The sequence below is a fragment of the Niastella vici genome, assembly GCF_002077945.1.
Classification (GTDB): Bacteria; Bacteroidota; Bacteroidia; order Chitinophagales; family Chitinophagaceae; genus Niastella; species Niastella vici.
The window spans coordinates 18,131-38,073 of record NZ_LVYD01000043.1; the positions used below are offsets into that span (position 1 = coordinate 18,131).

Below are 19,943 nucleotides of genomic sequence, written 5' to 3' on the forward strand. Positions count from 1 at the left end.
CGAATTGAAGAGACTCCTGCCCCCGCAGGGGTTTCTTTTTATTCAGCCACATGGTGAAGATTTACTTTTCAAATGGCATAGGCAGTTTTGTTTTGGTTAAGAAAATCAGGCATTAAGGTTCTGCAGGCCTTCCCCGCGCTGGAAAGCCTGAGGTTGGCTATAATTGCACGTTGGTTCGCTTCAGGAATTGGTTCGTTTCAAATTTTATTTCGGCGATACGGTAATTTCCCTGCCTTTGATCTCAAAACGTATCCGTTCGTCTAATTGCAGTAATTCCAGCAGTTTTTCTATATTATCTTTTCTGGATATGCCCCCCGAGAACATAATTCCCGATAGAGCGCCTTTATAATGAATGTCCACATCATACCAGCGGGATATTTGACGCAGGATAGTAATGGCCCCGGTATTCCTGAATATAAATTTCCCATTCTTCCAGGCAAGCACTTCTTCGAGGTCGGGACGGAGTACTTCGTAATTGGTTGCGCCATTGCTGTAACGGAATTGTTCCCCCGGTTTTATCATGGTTGTAAGGCCGCCTTTGTTTACTTTTATTGAACCTTCTATGAGGGTGGCCTTTATTGCTTCTTCATCTGTATAGGCATTTACATTAAAATGAGTTCCTAATACAGTAATGCTGGTGCCCTCTGCATCTACAATAAATTTGGTTTTTATTCCCTTTGATAAATGGGATGTTACTTCAAAATAGGCTTCCCCTGTGATCTTCACTTTTCGTTCGTTGCCGCTAAATTGGGTAGGGAATGTTATAGAGGAAGCAGAATTAAGCCAGACTCCGGTACCATCTGGTAAAGTGATCTGATACTGGCCTCCACGTGGCGTAGATACCGTATTATAGATGGGCCGGGCCTCGTCAGCTGCAGCGGACGCATTATAAGCTAACTTTCCATCCTTCAACTTTATTACCATTGCATTACCCTCCCTGCTTATTAAACCGTTGGCGGCGCTATCGAGGATCACCTGGCTTCCATCTGAACGGGTGAGTATGGCTTTATTTCCCCCCGGCACTATTTTTACGTTCTGGCTCACTGCAACAGGTTGTTTAACTGATCTGCTGCTCTTCATAATATACCAGGTTGAACCAGCGACTGTAAATAAGATTATAGCTGCTGCTGCCCATCGTATGGCTTTTCGCCTGAAAATGTTTACAAGAGGTGCCACCCGTTTTTCACCATCAATAAAAGGCATTCCGGTTATTGAAAAAAAACGTTGTTCAGCGGCTGTGGTATCATACTGTTCTAATGCCAGCATGTCATTGGCAAATCTGTCGCCGGCATTTATCTGTTCGGCAAATTCACGGTTTGCTTCCTTACGGTTCTTCCAGTTCTCCAACTGAATTGCCTCAACAGCTGATAGTTCATTTAACTGGCTTTTTTTGATTAGGCCGGCTATATATATTAATTCATCCAAACTGCTTTCTTTCATCAGGGGTTACTTTATATTACAGTAACACCGCGGCCAACCATTTGTACCAGAAGAAAACAATACTTTTTTTAGCAGAGATCTTTTAAGGTAAGTGCAATCGCAAGAACAGGGAGGGAGAACTTAGGTTGTAATGATTTTCTTAGCATAGCCAGTGCGGTAGCTTTCTGATTACGTACTGTTTGATTAGATAAATTCAAATAAACCGCAATTTCCTCGTTTGTCATTTTTTTGAAATAGGCAAGGATGAATACTTCACGCATTTTTGGCGGTAGTTCATAAACAGCTTTACGTGTTTCTGCTAAAATCTCTGAGTATAAGATCTCGTTACCCAAAACATCTTCATTCTGTACATAGGCATTGGCAAAAGATTCATGACGGGCTTTTTCCCGCTGTTTACTACGCAACGCATTCAGGCAACTATTACGGGTTGCGGTATACAGGTATTTTTTGACCTGATGCCAGTCATCAAAATCAGCATGCTGTTGCCATAGTTTTACAAATACATCCGAAACAACGTCTTCGGCGTTTCCTTCATCCTTCAATATTTTATGCGCAAAACGAAATAGCACGGGAAAGTAAATGCGGATGAGATATTGCCAGGCGGCATTCTCATTTGTTTTAAGCAAAAGCAGGCAGTTATGATCATTCACGGCCGAAATCATATTCAAACGTACTAATAAGAAAATATTTAATTAATACTGCCGTAGCACAGCGTGAAGGTGTTTTGGTTTTGACTGAAAAATGCTATGCAGGCAATTTAATAAATCATCATGAACAAAAAAGTAAGTGCAAAAAAAGCACAGGTATTTGTCAAAATACTTACAGTTTTGCATCGATTTCGTGGCGAATGTCCCACCTTTACCGGCAGGTCAGCTATTGAAACCCTGCCAGGTGATGTAAATGGGCCGGGTTATAAATGTTCCCGTCTTTTATTACTGTAACTACATGTCTGATATTGCTGATATTTTGCAAAGGATTGCCATCGGTGATAATAATATCTGCACGTTTGCCCGGAGATATTGAACCGGAACTGATTTCCATATTCATTACCCGCGCAGGTACAATAGTAGCAGTTTGTAAGGCCTGTATAGGTGTTAAGCCACTTTCTACATATAATTCCATTTCTCTGTAAACACTAAACCCCGGAAAGCCCATATCTGTTCCTGCAACAATACGAATGCTGTCGATGTATAAATGATACACGATCTGCTTAAAATTTTTCATGAATAGCCTGCCCCGTTCAGCCAGCGAATCGTTAGCAGCCCCTGTGTTGATGAATAATGGTTTTAATGGCTGTGGTAACGAAGCAAATGCAGGTTCCAGTTTTGTGATGCTGTCTTTTACGGAACGCAGGATCATTTCATATACACCCAATGTTGGGTCTATCACTACATGGTGCGCTTTTAAATAATTGAATACTGCCACATTCGATGAATCGGAAAAATCAATTAAACCATCCTTGTTTTTCTTAAGTACAGCGTTCACAAAAGTGATATGATTCACCTGGTCCATACCTGAATCAACGCCCTGTTGCAGGGTCATTCCTATCGGAATATGACCGCTCACCGTTAAACCTGACCGGTGCGCCTCCGTGCATATTTCTTTTACTATTTCCGGTTTTACCGAGCTGTATATTTTTATTTGGTGAAAGCCGTTTTCTTTATAGCGCTGTACCGCTTTTATGGCTTCTTCCCTGGTATTGGCCCTGATAACGCCCAATGCATAGGGGCCATTGCCGTCAATAATACCTGCTTTTAAAATATGAGGGCCAATGCCATTTCCCTTATCAATGGCCTGTTGTACTGCATTGATATATTCAAACTCATTGCCACAATCTCTTACGGTGGTTACACCGGCGGCCAGGTAAGCTGGTCCCCATTCTGCCTGTTCAAAATGGGCATGCATATCCCATAATCCCGGCAAAACTGTTTTGCCTTTTGCATTAATTACATACGCTCCGGCAGGAAGGGCTACATTGTTTGCAGCGCCAACTTTTGTTATTTTCCCAGCTTTGATCAAAACCACGCCATTGCTGATTGACCGGTTATTCTCCACATCCAATATGGTGCCGCCTGTTATGGCAATCACGTCATGTTTTTCGTACGACGGATTGGCGTTTGCTGTAAATAAACGCATGCCATATGCAGCCGCTTTATTGATCAGCACGGGTAACAATGGTTCATAAGGTTCCAGCATCATTTCCAGCTTATCACCTTCCGCATCATTGGTAATTAAACAAAATAATTGTCCGCTCGCATCTGTCCATAAAAATTCATTACCCCATATCAGTCCGCTTATTACGTAGCGCTCCAGTACCAGGGTATTGTTGTTGAACAGCAGGGTATCTTCGCCGTCTTTTTTAATGTGCACCATACCCGATGGCAGTATACTCACGGTAGCCGGCCTATGATGTTTTTTCCAGTATTGCAATAACAACATTTGCGCAGTGCCGGGCGAGTAACCTGCTATCGGAAATCTTATTGGCGGTAACGGTTGACTAGTTATTGAATTATCAACTTTTATGTCGGCTTTATTTTGATGAATTACCACGGAATCGTTTATGGTCGACATCCTCGAGGTTTTGCCATTTATTGTAAATGCAACCGGTTCAAATGCGGCTGTAAGCTGCATTTTTGCTGTTAAAGGAACCGGTGTTCCCCGGTCGGTGAATTTTAGATCTACTGTGTAGGTAACAATATCGCCATTCCTGGATAGGGTGTATTTTTCCTTACCAATATTCTGTGCAAACTTGTGCAGTAAAAAGGTGCTGCTGTCTGGCAACTGTGCGTAGGTAATTGTAAAGCCGGTCAAAAAGAACAGGATGAAGGTGATTTTTTTCATGAATAAAGATTCAGGTTCAAAGAAAGGAGGTAAACTTAAAATATTATTTTGACCCGGACATGCAAAACCGAAGTTTTTTATGAGAAAGTCCCGGGGATAGCGCACTCGTCGAAAATCGTACATATTTGATTTAATTGGCAATTGAAGCGCGGATGAGCCATCTTTTTTTGTACCTTTTCGTACTTAAACTATGCTCATGAAAGGGTATATTATGCTCACCGTTTCATGCTTTCTCATCATGGCTGCGTGTAAACCTGCCCGGCATGATGATAGCGCCGCCCAATTTTTCGCATCCGGCAAATGGATCGACTTAACTTATAGTTTCAGCGAACAAACATTGTACTGGCCAAATAATGCCACCGGTTTTAAACTCGATACACAGGTGAATGGCATTACACCGGCGGGTTTTTATTATGCTTCCAATGCCTTTTCAGCACCGGAGCATGGCGGTACGCACCTCGATGCGCCGGTGCATTTTGCACAGGGGCATCAAACAACCGATCAGGTGCCGTTGGAACATCTTACCGGCCAGGCAGTAGTGATTGATGTGAGTGAGAAGGCATTAAAGAATGTGGATTATCTCATATCGGTGCAGGATGTTGAGGCATGGGAAAAAGCAAATGGTAAAATACCTGATAGTGCGATCGTTTTGTTTCGCACTGGTTATGGGAAGTATTATCCCGATGCCAAAAAGTATTTTGGTACCGATGAAAAAGGGGCAGGGGCCATACCCCATTTGCATTTTCCGGGTATTGATCCGGCAACTGCGGAATGGCTGGGCACCCGGCGAAAAGTGAAAGCCGTAGGATTGGATACGCCGAGCATCGATTATGGCCAGTCGAAAGATTTTAAAACACATCAGGTATTGCTGGCAAAAGACATTCCTGCCTTTGAAAACGTAGCCAATCTGGATCAGTTGCCTGTAACCGGGGCCTATATAGTGGCATTGCCCATGAAAATAAAGAACGGCAGCGGCGGTCCGTTGCGCATTGTTGCCTGGGTGAAAAATGGTTAGCTCATAAGCAGGAAATATTTAAGGTGTAAGCTACTACACCACCGGTTCCCACCCTTTTTCATAGGTTCGCATCCATAGCTTTGTGGCGGCTGTATCATCAAGGATATGTCCGTTTTCGGGGTTGCAGTGCAGGGTTTTCCCGGTGCGTTGTGCAATATTGGCCAGTAAGCAAAGCAATACACTTTTATAGGCTTCATTAACCGGAGCGGTGAGCTTCGCCTCGCCGCGGATACTTTGGATAAAATTTTGAAAATGATATAGATCAAGGTTCCCGCTTGCACTTACCGGGTTGTTGGGGTCGGCCTTAACGTCTGATTTAACTTCTTTTATCAACTTATTTTTTTCATCAAATATTTTATAATCGCCATTGCCATCGTTTACCAGCGTTCCTTTATCACCATAAATAATGAAACCCCGGCCTGCACCTTCAACCGGAAATACATTACAGCTTCTTCCTTCCCAGGTAATAGCCTTGTTATTGCCAAATTCAAAACTGGCAATTTGTGTATCGGGCGTTTGCCAATCGTCAGTAAAGGCATAACGGCCACCGGCAGAGGTAATTTTGGTAGCATATTCAACATCTAAAAACCAGCGACAGCAATCAATTTCATGTGTACCATTATTACAGGTTTCCGAAGTTCCCCAATGCCAGAACCAATGCCAGTTATAATGCACCAGGTTGCTCTGATAAGGCATACGCGGGGCAGGCCCCTGCCATAGATCAAAATCGAAACGGCATTGCCATTTTGGATCATCGCCTGCTAACAATACACCATAAATAGCTGACTTCCTGATTTCCGGGGCTCCTCTGTCACAAAAGATGTCCCTCTCCTGTCACATGTTGGGTAATGTTTCGGTTATCACTTTTTTAAATAAAGTAACATGTATAACAGGATCGTTTGCATCATTATTTTAATGTTGATCAGCAATATGATGCTTGCACAGAAGAATGGCGCCATCAAAGGAAAAGTGGTTGAATACAGAACAAAGCAGCCACTGGCAGGAGCTACCATAACCATCAGGGAAAAGGATTTTGCGACCACTACTGACAGCACAGGTATTTTCATTATTCCAAATCTGGCTGCAGGAACCTACACCGTAGCGATCACCGGAATTGGTTTTTATAATAAAACACTGAATGATATAAACGTAGTGGCCGGTAAAACCTATTACTTTGAAACGGAGCTTACTGAAGAAGCTGTAAAGCTGAAGGATGTTACTGTAAAAGCCTTTAAAGGCGAGCACAATCCCCAGACGCCCGTGTCGGCTTTTTCACTTTCCAGGGAAGAGATCTTCAGAAGCCCCGGAGCGCAGGGCGATATCTTCAGGGCCATCGGCACCCTGCCAGGCGTGGTTAGCAGCGGTGGTCAGTACTCTGCCATTGCTGTGCGTGGGCAGGGCACTTCGGATAATTTATTTATAGCAGATGATATACCGCTGTTCCAGGTCTCACACCTGGAGATCGAAGGGTTCAATTCCGGGTTTAATGATCCTAACGGCGGGCGCTTCAGCATATTCGCCCCGCGCATTGTGGAGAATGCCACTTTCCAGGGCGGTGGCTTTGGCGCCCAGTATGGAAGAAAAAGCTCATCGTATCTTGGTTTAGGCATTAAAGAGGGAAACAACACCAATCCGCTGTACAGTGGTCAGTTCGACCTCATTGGTTTTACACTTATGTATGATGGTCCTTCGGGTTTCAATAAAAAAACAAACCTCTTTGCTTCAGCCAGGTACCAGAACTTCGACCTGTTGCTCAAAATGATCGGCCTCACCCATACCGGATTGCCTTCGTATGGTGATTACCTGCTTAAAACAACTACAGAGCTCAATGCCAAAAACAAATTGTCGTTCATTGCCATGTTCAATCCTGAAACCTATAAGCGTACCGTAAAAAATGTGCTGGATAGCAAAAACCTCAATGATGACAATAATTCCAATTTTATCGGGCAATCAAAGGTCAGCAAAGCTGTTGCTGGACTTAACCTGCGCACACTCACAGGGAGGTCCAGCTCCTGGAAAAATATCCTTTACTACCGCATGATGGACGTTAACAATGATCTCGGTTATACAAACCCCGTTATTGAAGCCGGCGGAGAGATCGTAGCTACCGATAAGATCAATTTTGAACAGGACCTCCGGAAAATTGTGAACAAACAGCAGGAAGCGGGTTACCGGAGCATCTTTACTCAGCGGGGTAAATACCTCACCTTTACGGCAGGCGCCGATGTGGCCCACGTGAATATTGATTATAACCGCAGGCTGAAGCATACCGATACCCTGTACAGTTTTTTACCCACAGATTACAGGCCAAACCCTGCTCAATATTATCTCATGCTGACGCCCGACCGTTTCAATGCATCTTTTAAAGATGCCGCCTGGAATGTATCCGGCTATCTCGATCTTTCCTTTACCCTGTTTAAGCAGCTTACAATAAATCCCGGGGTAAGATATGATTACACTGGTTTTGCTGCCCAGCATACCCTGTCACCACGCATCAGCGGTACATTAGAATTGAGTGGAAAGCAAAGCATCAATTTTGCTTCCGGGATCTATTACCAGGATCCCGCTTTTTCGGATGTTGCTTCTCAACCCCAGGGCCACCGGTTACAATGTGAACGTACCATTCAATATATACTCGGCTATAAAATATATTTCAGTCCGGATGTGAAATTTACAGCCGAAGGCTGGTACAAAGAAATGGATGATCTCGCGGTAAGGCCTTCCAGTGGCGAACCTTTTTTGAACAACAATGGTACCGGAAAGGCCCATGGGTTTGATGTGAGCCTCACCAAACGACTCTCCCAAAAATACCATGGACAGATAAGCTATTCTTATATGGATTCTAAAAGGGATGACCATGATGGATTGGGAGAATACAACTATATCTTTAACCTTCCCCATGTGATCAGTGTGCTCGCAAGTTACAAGCCAAACGATCAATGGATCTTTTCAGGTAAATTCAGGTATGCAAGCGGTAGACCTACAGACAAATACATTGTTCATGCCGATGTTTTTGGTAACCCCAACTACCTGCGGTATGGTCAGGAGGTAACCGAAAAAAATGGGGAGCGGCTTGCCGATTTTGTAAGCCTCGACCTGCGGGCCGATTATAAATTCCAATTGAAAAAAATTGGCTGGACAGCTTTCTTTGATGTCGTAAATGTGCTGAACAGGTTCAATGAAAGCTCAGCGCTCTTTCAGCCCCTTACCGGTAAAACTTATTTCCTCGGCCTTGCCGTTTTCCCGACTTTTGGCATGCGGATGGACTTTTAGCTGTCACAAACAGGTTGAGTAATTTGTCTTATGTATAGGGCCACAGGGCTGCCCTATACACATAAGATTAAAATTTGTTTACCTCATGAGCGATAAAACAGACATATTTCTCGAATACAAATCCCTTCTCTTTTCAATTGCCTACAATATGCTTGGTAATGTGGATGCTGCAGAAGACATAGTGCAGGATACTTTTGTAAAGTGGCTCGAAACCAAACCCGAAGATATACGGCATATAAAAGCATATCTTGTTAAAGCAGTTACCAATAAAAGCATTAATTACCTGCAAAGCGCCAGGGTAAAGCATGAAGAATATACTGGCATTTGGTTACCCGAACCACTGAGTTACCAGGAAAGCAACAGTGCCCAAACAAAAATAGAATCATATCACGCCCTCTCTATTGGTATACTGGTGCTGCTGGAGAAATTAACACCCAATGAGCGGGCTATATTCCTGTTAAAGGAAATCTTTGCTTATGATTACTCAGAACTGGCAGAAATATTTGATAAAACAGAAGACAACTGCCGGCAGCTCTTTAAACGCGCCAAAGACAACCTGGGAAAAGACGCGCGGCGTTTTGAAGTGGACCTTAAAGTGCATGAAAAAATTTTAAACAGCTTCCTTCAGGCTATCTCGGAAGGAAATCTGGAGGATCTGATCCAGCTATTAAAAGACGACATTATATTCTTTGCAGAGGGTGGGGCAGCTGCTTTCTTCGTAAATGGTCAGCGGCTTACAGCTTTCTCCAGGCCTATTTATGGAAGTGGCAATGTGAGCAGGCTGCTGATCAGCATTATTCCCAAAATAGAACAGTATATTCCTGATTTTAACCGGGAAATTATTATTGTTAATGGCCTGCCTTCCATCCTCAATTATTCCGGTAATGAACCCAGGGCGCTGGTATCTATTGAACCAGATGGAGATCAGATCAAAAATATCTATGTACAAACAAATCCGGAAAAGCTTAAACGGTTTAAAAGGTCTGTTTAATGCGGTATCTCTAAACGAAAAGCAAAAAGGACAACAAAATGAAAAGAGATAAATTAATCTATTGGATAACTACAGGCATTGTAAGTGCCGTCATGATCTTTAGCATCCTCAGCTTTACTTTTTTTGAGTATGCAATGTATCCGGAAGGAGCTTTCAAACATTTAGGCTTACCCCCTTATTTCAAGATTGAAATAACCATTGCTAAAGCATTGGGGCTATTGGCGCTGCTACTACCCAACATCCCTTCTAAAATAAAAGAGTTCGCTTACTTTGGTTTTGGCATTACGCTTTTTTCTGCCAGCTTTGCCCATTTTTCAACGGGTGATGGTTTTCTATACATTATTGACCCGTTGCTTTTTCTGGGTTGTTTAATTGTGTCCTACGTTTATTGGAAAAGGATAGAAGGTGCAGAGCTTCATAAACAGGGTCACCCTTGATTTTGGTTGTGGGTAAGCAATTTCTTAGTGTTGTAATTTTCCATAGTGGTGTGTAAACGGTTTGTTTCCTGTGGTATCCCTGAGTTATCATCGCATGATAAAAGGAAAATGCTCGTAATTTTTTAGCGCCATTCCTGTACCTCGCACAACGCTTTTAAGCGGATCATCTGCTATATGAATGGGTAATTTAATTTTTTGGCTTAATCGTCTGTCAAGCCCTTTCAGCAAAGCCCCGCCACCGGTAAGGTACAGGCCGCGCTGGTAAATATCGCTCGCGAGTTCAGGGGGTGTTTGCTCAAGGGCTTTTAAGATGGCTTCCTCGATCTTAAAAATGCTCTTATCCAGCGCTTCCGCTATTTCCTGGTAGCTAATATAGATCTGCTTGGGAATGCCGGTTACAAGGTCGCGGCCATTTACAGGAAGATCTGGCGGCGGATCTTCCAGGTCCTTCAGGGCCGAACCGATCTGAATTTTAATTTGTTCCGCCGTTCGCTCTCCAATCAATAAGCTGTGATAACGACGCAAAGCTTCCATAATATCACCTGTAAACTCATCCCCTGCAATGCGAATAGATTGGTCGCATACAATACCAGCCAGTGCAATTACTGTAATGCCCGTAGTTCCGCCACCAATATCAATGATCATATTACCAACAGGCTCTTCCACATCTATCCCAATACCCAGTGCTGCTGCCATTGGTTCATGAACAAGATATACCTCTTTAGCGCCAGCCTGCTCGGCGCTATCCCTCACGGCACGCTTTTCCACCTCTGTTATGGAGGAAGGGATACAGATCATCATGCGCCAGGATGGGGCGAATATTCGTTTCTTCGGGTAAACCATCCTGATCAGTTCCCGTATCATTAGTTCGGTTGCATTAAAATCGGCAATGACCCCATCTCTTAGCGGACGAATTGTTCTTATATCGTCGTGGGTTTTTTCATGCATCATCAATGCCCGTTTTCCTACCGCCAAAACCTCTTTCGGATTATTTCTGTTTAAAGCTATGATCGAAGGCTCGTTCACTACTATTTCGTCGTTGTGTATGATCAGCGTGTTTGCAGTTCCAAGGTCCATTGCGATTCCCTGGGTAAGCCAATTAAATAAGCCCATAATTATAACAGAATTAGAAGATGCTTCCTGATGTATTCTGAAGTGTTATCCTCTTTGATATTTTAAAGAATTTCCCCAATGTTAATTGGTCTGGGAAGTTAAGCATATAAACAATACCTTTAGAATATAGCGTCATATATATTACAAGAGGCTATATTCCATGGAGAATATAGCTTCTTGTTGGGTAAGATTACGCTTAATTTTTGATGCGTTTAAGCTAGTCCCACCATAAACAAACATATTTCCTGGAACTAATAACATATTTCAGCTCATCAATGCTGCCAACGCCCTGGTCAATGCAATCGGGGCAAAATGCATAAAGTTCATTTGCAAATTCATCGAGGTCTTCAGGAACCCGGTGAAGCGTAAAATCAACCCAGTCGTAATCAACTCCTTCAATGGTGAGTCCATATTTCTGATCCCACGTTTTTAATTTTTCTACAATATGCGCAGTAGTAACATTGTAATTCATTCCATGGGTATGCCGGTAGTGTAATACCTCGAATTGATTATCCAGTTTCAAAATGAAGGTATCTTGCACAAATCCGCCTGCCTCATTTCTATATTCTTCTAATATGGCATTTGCAAATGCATAATATCCGTTGGCATGGGACTGATATAAGGCCTGCGCCTCATTGGTAACCAGGGTTAGGCTGCCTTTAAAAATGATCCCATTTGCATATTCATCCATTTCTTCATTTGTATCACTATATTTCCGGAGCACTCTTATAGTTTCACCAAAATCACTATTATGGAAAACAACAAGTGCCAGCGGAAGCGAAAATCCGGATGCTTTCAGGAAATTATATGCCGATTCACCCAAAGGAAGGACCCCCGTATTATAAACAATACTTTCCCTGGAGTTTTCTGCCTGTGGCAGTACAAATACTACCCTGAAATATGCGCGGGTATTAGTAAGCCGGATCTCTTTATTTGCTTCAAATAGGCTGAAAACAGCTGCTGCTTCTGCTGATGTACAAATAAAATAATTGTATACAGCCTGATCATTATAATATATTCCATATATGCGTACAGCCACTTCAAACTCCTGAAAAAGCATATTTAGCTTTTCGACCATCGCATAGGTATCATGTGTAGAATCCAGTTGCGGGTTTAAAGGAATAGTAATTTCCTGGTCAGGAAATATGATATGTATGGAAGTAGCTGTTTTTTGAATTTCGGTTACGCTACCGGGCAAATACATGGTAAGCAGCTGGTACAGCAACTCAAACGCTCCGTTGTACTTATGTTCAAAATAGGGCAATCCGCTGTTTTTCAGGTGTAATACGGGATCTTCAAAGTCCATGCTTTCGATCATAAGGTATGCTGCTTTTATTTATAACGCTTTAACATAGTTTTTTTCAGGCAAATATCCAAATAGGCATAGCCACATGGCACCCGAAAGGAGGGGGATCGTAAGATTAAAGGTGTGGCTGACAAGTTATCGAATATATTAACATTAAATAACAATTGAAACAGTTTAAGCGCACAGGATGCCACAGGATGGCTCAGGATGATTTTAGGGACTGGATAAGATAACTTACAGATACATTGTAAATTAAATCTCACTGACTTGCCATGATGAAAAATTCTATCGCTGCAAAGCGAAATGCCCTGCTCATTTCGTTACTCAACCTTTTTGCCATTTTCTCCTTCGCTCAAAACAATTTCCCGGTAACCGGTAAAATAACAGATAATGCCGGCATCCCATTACAGGGAGTTACTGTACAAATTAAGGGCACCAGCATTGCCACCGCAACAAGCAAGGATGGTGCGTTTTCCCTTAATGCGCCTTCGGGGAGCTCCGTGCTGATTTTTAGTTCTATTGGATTTATTTCCAAAGAAGTCCCAATAGATAATAAAGGACAGGTGAACCTGGCTTTGAGCCCCGCTGATAACCCCATGGACCAGGTTGTAGTTATTGGATATGGCGCCGTAAAAAAACGGGATGTAACGGGCGCTGTTACCGGCATCAGTGAAAAAGACATAAAGTCGAGGCCAACAACTGATGCCTTGCAATCGATGCAGGGAAAAGTAGCTGGGGTCGACATTACCACCAGCGAGCGGCCAGGTACATTAGGTACCATTAACATCCGGGGTGTACGTTCTATAAATGCATCCAATGCACCGCTGTACGTTGTTGATGGAATTCCCCTGATGACCGGCGGCATTGAATACATAAACCCTAATGATATTGAGTCAATTGATGTGCTGAAAGATGCTTCGGCCACCGCCATTTATGGTTCCCGTGGCGCCAATGGGGTGGTTATTGTTACTACCAAACAAGGCAAGTCGGGTAGAACATCGTTGAATGTTAACGTGTCTACTACAGCTGAAAAGCTGGTTGATAGAGAAAAAATGTTCAATGCCCAGGATTATATAACATTCCGGCGCTGGGCCTATTATTATAAGAATCCGGCAACATATCCCCGCGGCGATCAACCTACTGTTGCCAATGATAAAGTGATCTTCCTTGCCACCAGCGACCCCTCGGCCTGGGCAAATATTTCAAGGGGCTGGGCTTCGGGAAAATGGGACGGATCGCAGGTGCAAACAACCGATTGGTTTGGAATGGTAACGCAAACCGGCATCACAAAAAACCTGAATCTGAGCGTGAGCGGCGGAAGTGAAAAGGTTAAATCGTACACTTCATTTGGTTATTTGGGTAATACCGGTACGCAAAAAGGACAGAGTTATAAAAGGTATACTGCCAACTCAAATATTGACGTCAGTGCTACCAAATGGTTTTCGTTTGGTAGTAACGTTACTGTTTCATACAGTGTACAGGAATATGGACAATCCAAAACAGGGGCCACAACAGTATCCTCTTCAAGCAGTATCTATGAATCTGCCAGGGCGCTGTTCCCTTATGCTGTACCATATGATTCACTGGGAAACAGGATCTTTTACCCCGGCGGTGATATTTCTTTTAAAAATGTGGCTAATGAGTGGACGCTGAACCAGGACCAAAGAACAATGCTTCGCGCTTTCGGCAGCTTTTATGGTCAAATTGATTTTGGCGCCATTCATCCTGTGTTGAAAGACCTGAAATACCGCGTGAATTTTGGGCCAGACTATTCTACTTATAAGGATGGAACCTACATTGATGCAAATTCTGTGATCAGTAGTGGTTCCAACGCTGCTTCACTTACCAAGGCTACAACTGTTTCATATACCCTCGATCATTTGATCTATTATAATAAAAGCATTGGCAACCACGACATCGGGCTCACTTTATTAGCCAGCCAGACTAAATTTAAAACAGACAGCAGCTATATCGCTGCAAACGGCGTTGCTTTTGGAAGTCAGCGATGGAATGCCCTGTCGAAAAGTTATATCCCCGCTGCTAATTTAACCGGGTATACCTCGGGCCTTACCGAAAGTCAATTGCAGTCTTTGATGGCCCGCCTGAACTACAGCTTTAATGGCAAGTATTTGCTTACTGTGAGCGCCCGTCGTGATGGCGCCTCTCAACTCGCTGAAGGGCACAAGTATTCCTGGTTCCCTTCAATGGCTGTTGCCTGGAAAATTAACGACGAAAATTTTATGAAGAATGTCACCTGGGTCAATGATTTCAAATTGAGATTTGGCGTTGGTGTTACCGGTAACTCTTCCATCAATCCATACACCACCCAGGGCGCTGTTACCTCACTCTTTTATCCATACATCTCAACAATAACAGCCGGGTCTATTCCTTCATTAACGCTGGCCAACCAGTCGGTGGGCTGGGAAAAAACTACGCAATACAATGTGGGTATCGACTTTTCGGTGCTGAACAGAAGGATAACCGGAAGCCTGGATGTGTATAAATCAAAAACAACAGACCTGTTATTCCAGGTGCTCATCCCAACTGTTACCGGTTATACAAACACGTTTGAAAATGTTGGCGAAACGGCTAATAAAGGCATTGATCTGAGTATATCAACCGTTAATATCAGGTCCAGGAATTTCAGTTGGACAACCAATGCCAGTATTTCCTGGCAAAAAGATAAGATCGTCACCCTGTCAAACGGAAAGCAGGATGATATCAATAACAACCTGTTCATAGGCCGGTCTATAGGCGTGATCTATGGATATAAAGGGGCAGGTCTGTGGCATGTGCAGGATTCAGCCACTTACAGGCAGTTTAATACAAATGGAAGCTCTTTCACACCCGGAAATGCCCGGCCGGTTGATATCGATGGCGACAATAAGATAGATGCAAACCATGACCGCACGATCATTGGCAATACAAGACCAAGATGGATTGTTGGCATGACCAATACGGTTACTTACAAATCGTTCGAGTTGTCCATTTTCCTGTATGGCCGTTTGAAATACATGTATAACACGGGCGGCGAAGCCGAAACTGCCCGCCCTGTTCAGCGGAAGATCAACTATTACAATGAGAACAATATGAATGCTGAATATCAAAAACCTTTTTATTCTGAAGGAAGTGGAGATCCCTATTATGTGGTGTTGGGTTATAAAGACGCTTCGTTTATCAAGATCCGTAATATATCGTTGGGGTACAGCCTGGATGGCAAAGCATTGAAAGTAGCTGGCATCTCGAATATTAAAGCCTATGTACAGATCGCCAACCCGGGCATGCTGTTTTCGAAGATCGACTGGCTGGATATGGATGTAGTTACTTCTACTTTTAATGGTGCCACCTATAACAAAGGCATCACTTTGGGAATTAACGCATCATTTTAACCACAACGATCACTACTAAAAATTAAGAAAATGAACACAGTAAAATTGATCTTTAATATATCCCTTTTTTCAGGTTTGATCGTTATGTCGTCCTGCAAAAAAGATTTTCTGAAAGAAGAGCTTACCACGGCAAGAGGGAATGACTATTTTAAAACCGATGAAGGTATTCAGTCACTGGCCACCGGTACTTATTACCAGGTGTTCGATCTTCCGTATGCTGCAGAGTGGGCATATTGTGTTGCCAACTACGGTGTTGATGAGTTTATGGTTGGCGGCGACCCGTCAAACGGCGTTTGGAATAACTATGATGCCGGTTTCAAGTCTATTGTTACCATTAATAACTCAAATACGCAGGCAGCCAATGCGCAGTGGGATAACCTGTACATCGGTATAGGCGATGCGAATTTGCTGATCAAAAATGCAACAGCCAGCGCTTCTACTGCAGATGCCATTAAAAAAGTGGCCCTGGGCGAAGGGTATTTTTTAAGAGCGTACTGTTTTCTCAAACTGGTTTCTCAATATGGTGCCGTGCCGCTGAAGACCGAAGTCAGTACTGGTGCTGAATACGAATTTACGCGGGCAGCACCTGAAGATATTTGCAAACAGATCATTTCAGATTTTAAACAGGCATATGATCTTTTACCAAACACCAATGCGCCTGCCAGGATCACAAAAGATGCAGCCGCCCATTATTTGGCAAAAGCCTATCTGTTCCGCGCCAGCGAGATCAATGATACATGGAATTCCTCCTATAAAGCAACTGACCTGGCAGCCATCGTTCCTTTGTGTGATGAAGTTATTTCCCATCACCCACTAACGGCTAACTTCGCCGACCTTTGGAAATATACCGGCCCCGATGGTGCAAATGAAAAACTATCAGAATGGATCCTTTCCGCGCAATTCACTGCCGATGTTTCAACGAACGGTGCTAATCAGCAACACCTTTACTGGGGTTCCCGTTATGACGACATCCCCCAAATGCAACGTGATGTTACCGGTGACAGGCCATTCAGCCGTTTACGCACCAATTACTTCATGTATAGAATATACGACCAGGTGAATGACAGCAGGTTCTGGAAAAGCTTCAGAACAAAAAGCAGGCTGAATAAGGCCTCAGGCAGTTATTATGCCAACGGCGATTTGGGGATCATCTATATTATAAATCAACCCGGGGATACCCGCTTTGCCAGTTACAAGCTGAACGACGTTGTTGTGTATTCCAAAACAGGCAAAACAATTCCGAATGCATATGTTGCTTTCCCCACGGGCAGAACAACAGATGGCGCCATGGAAGTGGACGTACGATTCCCTTCCTGCAGCAAGCATATGGATGGATCAAGGATAGCGTTGAATGAAACCAGGGGATTGCGTGACCTGAACCTTGCCCGGAGTGCAGAAACATATTTGATGGCAGCTGAAGCAAAGATCAGGCTCGCAAAACTGGGCACCGGCGCTTATACTGATGCATTACCATACATTAATACTGTTCGTGCCCGCGCTCAATTTGCAAGCGGGGAAGACCGCGCCGCTTATTATGATGGAGGTGGCGCGCTGGGGGCATCCACGTCGGGCCAAAGTGCCACTATCAATTCCTTCATGGCCGAAAACTCTTATTACGAATCGAATAATATTGCTGTAACCACGGCAGCTTCGGCAAGCCTGGCTATTTCAGACATTAATACATTGCCCGCCGGCGATGAATATGTGATCTCCAAATTAGGACTGAGCGGTACTTATGATAGAATGCTGGCGTTGGTACTGGATGAACGTTCCCGGGAATTGTGCGGCGAGTATAAGCGTTGGGAAGACCTTTCAAGAACCAAAACACTGGTTTCAAGAGTAAAGGCATTTAACTCCCAGGCTGCAGGCTATATTAAGGACTACCATCTACTGCGACCTATTCCACAATCTTTCCTCGATGCTATACAGGCAAATGGTAAGGCTTTAAGCGCAGATGAAAAGCAGGCGATGCAAAACCCTGGCTATTGAGTGTTTTTGAAAATAAAAAGGAAAAAGACTGTCAGCAATGGCGGTCTTTTTTCTTTCCATATATTATTAAAATATTAAATTTTTGTAATCGTTCAACTACAAGCCATTCTATCTACACTTTTGTTGAAACATTTTCCATGAAACTGCTGGTGATAGAAGATCAAATGGAATTATCCAGGAGCATATGCGCCTATCTGAAAAGGGATAATTTGAAGTGGTTGATACCATCGTCACAGCGCGTGGCGCCAAAACACTGGCTTTTGACAGCAGGACCGAACACCTGTACACCGTTACCGCTCAATTGGGCGATACGCCGCCGCCCACTACGGCAAACCCAAAACCAAGGCCATCCATTATACCCGGCACATTTATGTTGCTGGAGTATGGGAAAAAATGACTACCTGTATTGTTTCAAAACCTGCTCCAGTGCATGCCTGTACATCCGGCTAACAGGTAATTCGGTTTTGCCAATCCAGATGAGATCATGGGTATATGATTCAACTTTGTTGAGGGAAATAATAAAAGACCGGTGTATGCGAATGAATTTTTCTTTTGGCAGATTCTCTTCCATGGCCGAAATAGATTGTTTGGTAATGATCGTTTGAGCAATTGTTACCACTTTGATATAATCCTTTAAGCTTTCTATATACAGGATGTCTTCCAGGTGCACTTTCATCATTTTACGATCACTGCGGAAATATATGCTGCTATCCCCGGCCTCTTTTTTAGGAGCATTTTCTGTTATGATGGGTATATTGGTATGTAAAGAGGTTTGCATTACTTTATTCACTGCTTTCAGAAAGCGATCAAAGGAAATGGGTTTTAGTAAATAATCTACCGCATCCAGCTCAAAGCCTTCCAGGGCATATTTGCGATAAGCGGTGGTGAAAATAACTTTTGGCGGGTTTTTTAATGTTCGCACCAGGTCTGTTCCTAACAGTTCCGGCATTTTTATGTCGAGGAACATCAGGTCAACCGGATGCTGCTGTAAAAAATTAATGGTTTCAACTGCATCCACACAGGTGTTGGCCAGTTCCAGCGATTGCACCGAAGCAATATATTTCTTCAACACATCGAGCGCTGGCGGTTCATCATCTACGGCCAGGCAAATGATCTTTTTATCAGGCATATGGAAGTAATTGGGCGTGAACATTGGGGTTGCCGGTTTCAACGGGTACTGATTGTTCCTGCAATGCCACTTGCATATATACCGTAAAAATTGACTCGGTTGATTCTATTTTCAGTTCATGCTGTTGAGGATACAACAATTGCAGTCTTTTTTGCACATTTATCAATCCAATACCCTCATTCCCGTTTGTCGGAGCCGGCTGTAATGGCTTGCTGTTACTGATAGTAAAATAAAGGCGGTTGTCCTGTATGAGCAATTCCAGGTTGATCCATTGCGGGCCCCGCATCATACCAATGCCATGCTTGAAACTGTTTTCAACGAATGGCAGCATCAGCAATGGCGCGATCATTTTGTGTTCATAATCGCCTTTTATGCTTGTCTGCATCGTTAAACGGTTTCCATACCGCACGCTCTCCAGGCCAATATAATTATTTATAAGTTGTATTTCTTTTTCAAGCGACACCCGCACGGCGGCACAATCATTGATCATATACCTGAGCGTATTGGACAATTGCAGAACAAGTGTTCCTGCATGGGATGGTTGGGTGAGGGAAAAAGAATAGATATTGTTTAATGTATTGAAAAGAAAATGAGGATGCACCTGCGCTTTCAATAGTTGCAGCTCTGCCTGCGTATTTTCCTTCACTAGCAACTGCTTTTCTTCTATTTTTATATAATAGGTCTTAAGCATTTTAAGGGCCAGGAAAATAGCGCAGGCAACCGGGGGGCCGTTAATGATAAAATTCATGGAGAAATACCAGGTCATCAATATTTGATTGTCAGTTGAAGGTTCTTGCTCATTTTTTATCCTGAAAAAATTTAAGACATATAACGTGTAAAATAAGCCTGTGAAGAAAAAAAGCAAAATGCCAAATAATGCATATTTCTTTTGAGCAACAAAGCGGGGTAAAAGAAAATAAACAACCAGGTACGTATATCCAATTGTTATAAGCAGGCTGTATTTCAGATGTAATTCCCACATAAAGGATACCCATTTTTTGTAATCAACAAAAAAAGCGC

15 protein-coding genes are annotated in these 19,943 nt (G+C 43.2%); 7 read left to right on the plus strand and 8 right to left on the minus strand.

Going from position 1 to position 19,943, the window contains the following annotated elements; all coding sequences use genetic code 11:
- Positions 1-204: 204 nt before the first annotated feature.
- The 3 genes from A3860_RS12915 to A3860_RS12925 all read right to left on the minus strand — a co-directional run bounded on the left by A3860_RS12915 (position 205) and on the right by A3860_RS12925 (position 4,281).
- Complete coding sequence (locus A3860_RS12915) at positions 205-1,440, minus strand: FecR family protein (protein WP_081147131.1); 1,236 nt, start codon at positions 1,438-1,440, stop codon at positions 205-207.
- 68 nt (positions 1,441-1,508) lie between these two features.
- On the minus strand, positions 1,509-2,090 hold the full coding sequence (locus tag A3860_RS12920) for an RNA polymerase sigma factor (RefSeq protein WP_158085224.1): 582 nt from the start codon (positions 2,088-2,090) through the stop codon (positions 1,509-1,511).
- Positions 2,091-2,313: 223 nt separating this feature from the next.
- Entirely contained in the window at positions 2,314-4,281 is a 1,968-nt protein-coding gene (locus A3860_RS12925) for an amidohydrolase family protein (RefSeq protein WP_158085225.1), read from the minus strand.
- A 196-nt stretch (positions 4,282-4,477) separates the two neighbouring features.
- Between A3860_RS12925 and A3860_RS12930 the strand changes: the two genes are divergently transcribed.
- Positions 4,478-5,296 (plus strand): cyclase family protein, encoded by an 819-nt coding sequence (locus tag A3860_RS12930; RefSeq protein ID WP_081147134.1) that lies wholly within the window; start codon positions 4,478-4,480, stop codon positions 5,294-5,296.
- Between the two features lie 33 nt (positions 5,297-5,329).
- Here the strand turns inward: A3860_RS12930 and A3860_RS12935 are convergent, their stop codons facing one another.
- Positions 5,330-6,064 carry a Gfo/Idh/MocA family oxidoreductase gene (locus A3860_RS12935; RefSeq protein WP_216823428.1) on the minus strand — a complete coding sequence of 245 codons (735 nt, stop codon included), beginning with the start codon at positions 6,062-6,064 and terminating at the stop codon, positions 5,330-5,332.
- 114 nt (positions 6,065-6,178) lie between these two features.
- Here A3860_RS12935 and A3860_RS12940 point away from each other — a divergent pair, with 114 nt between their 5' ends.
- From A3860_RS12940 to A3860_RS12950, 3 genes are all read left to right on the plus strand, one after another.
- Entirely contained in the window at positions 6,179-8,569 is a 2,391-nt protein-coding gene (locus tag A3860_RS12940; RefSeq protein WP_081147135.1) for a TonB-dependent receptor, read from the plus strand.
- 85 nt (positions 8,570-8,654) lie between these two features.
- A complete protein-coding gene (locus A3860_RS12945; protein ID WP_081147136.1) occupies positions 8,655-9,560 on the plus strand; it encodes a sigma-70 family RNA polymerase sigma factor in 906 nt (301 codons plus the stop codon).
- 38 nt (positions 9,561-9,598) lie between these two features.
- The gene (locus A3860_RS12950) at positions 9,599-9,997 is read left to right on the plus strand and encodes a DoxX family protein (RefSeq protein WP_081147137.1); all 399 of its coding nucleotides are present in this window, start codon (positions 9,599-9,601) and stop codon (positions 9,995-9,997) included.
- Positions 9,998-10,084: 87 nt separating this feature from the next.
- Here the strand turns inward: A3860_RS12950 and A3860_RS12955 are convergent, their stop codons facing one another.
- Positions 10,085-11,110 carry a rod shape-determining protein gene (locus tag A3860_RS12955; RefSeq protein WP_081147138.1) on the minus strand — a complete coding sequence of 342 codons (1,026 nt, stop codon included), beginning with the start codon at positions 11,108-11,110 and terminating at the stop codon, positions 10,085-10,087.
- A 217-nt stretch (positions 11,111-11,327) separates the two neighbouring features.
- Positions 11,328-12,428, minus strand: coding sequence for a DUF4253 domain-containing protein (locus tag A3860_RS12960; RefSeq protein ID WP_081147139.1), 1,101 nt, complete (start codon positions 12,426-12,428; stop codon positions 11,328-11,330).
- A gap of 260 nt (positions 12,429-12,688) precedes the next feature.
- Between A3860_RS12960 and A3860_RS12965 the strand changes: the two genes are divergently transcribed.
- The 3 genes from A3860_RS12965 to A3860_RS12975 all read left to right on the plus strand — a co-directional run bounded on the left by A3860_RS12965 (position 12,689) and on the right by A3860_RS12975 (position 18,191).
- The gene (locus tag A3860_RS12965; protein WP_245843535.1) at positions 12,689-15,805 is read left to right on the plus strand and encodes a SusC/RagA family TonB-linked outer membrane protein; all 3,117 of its coding nucleotides are present in this window, start codon (positions 12,689-12,691) and stop codon (positions 15,803-15,805) included.
- 30 nt (positions 15,806-15,835) lie between these two features.
- Positions 15,836-17,794, plus strand: a complete 1,959-nt coding sequence (locus A3860_RS12970; RefSeq protein ID WP_081147141.1) for a RagB/SusD family nutrient uptake outer membrane protein — start codon at positions 15,836-15,838, stop codon at positions 17,792-17,794.
- 214 nt (positions 17,795-18,008) lie between these two features.
- The gene (locus A3860_RS12975; protein ID WP_216823429.1) at positions 18,009-18,191 is read left to right on the plus strand and encodes a hypothetical protein; all 183 of its coding nucleotides are present in this window, start codon (positions 18,009-18,011) and stop codon (positions 18,189-18,191) included.
- On the opposite strand, the gene A3860_RS12980 is transcribed toward A3860_RS12975, so the two are convergent.
- Both A3860_RS12980 and A3860_RS12985 read right to left on the minus strand, forming a co-directional pair.
- Positions 18,192-18,923, minus strand: coding sequence for a LytR/AlgR family response regulator transcription factor (locus A3860_RS12980; protein WP_081147142.1), 732 nt, complete (start codon positions 18,921-18,923; stop codon positions 18,192-18,194).
- The gene (locus A3860_RS12985; protein WP_158085226.1) at positions 18,916-19,905 is read right to left on the minus strand and encodes a sensor histidine kinase; all 990 of its coding nucleotides are present in this window, start codon (positions 19,903-19,905) and stop codon (positions 18,916-18,918) included. Before A3860_RS12985 ends, A3860_RS12980 begins: the two co-directional genes overlap by 8 nt.
- Between the last annotated feature and the right edge of the window lie 38 nt (positions 19,906-19,943).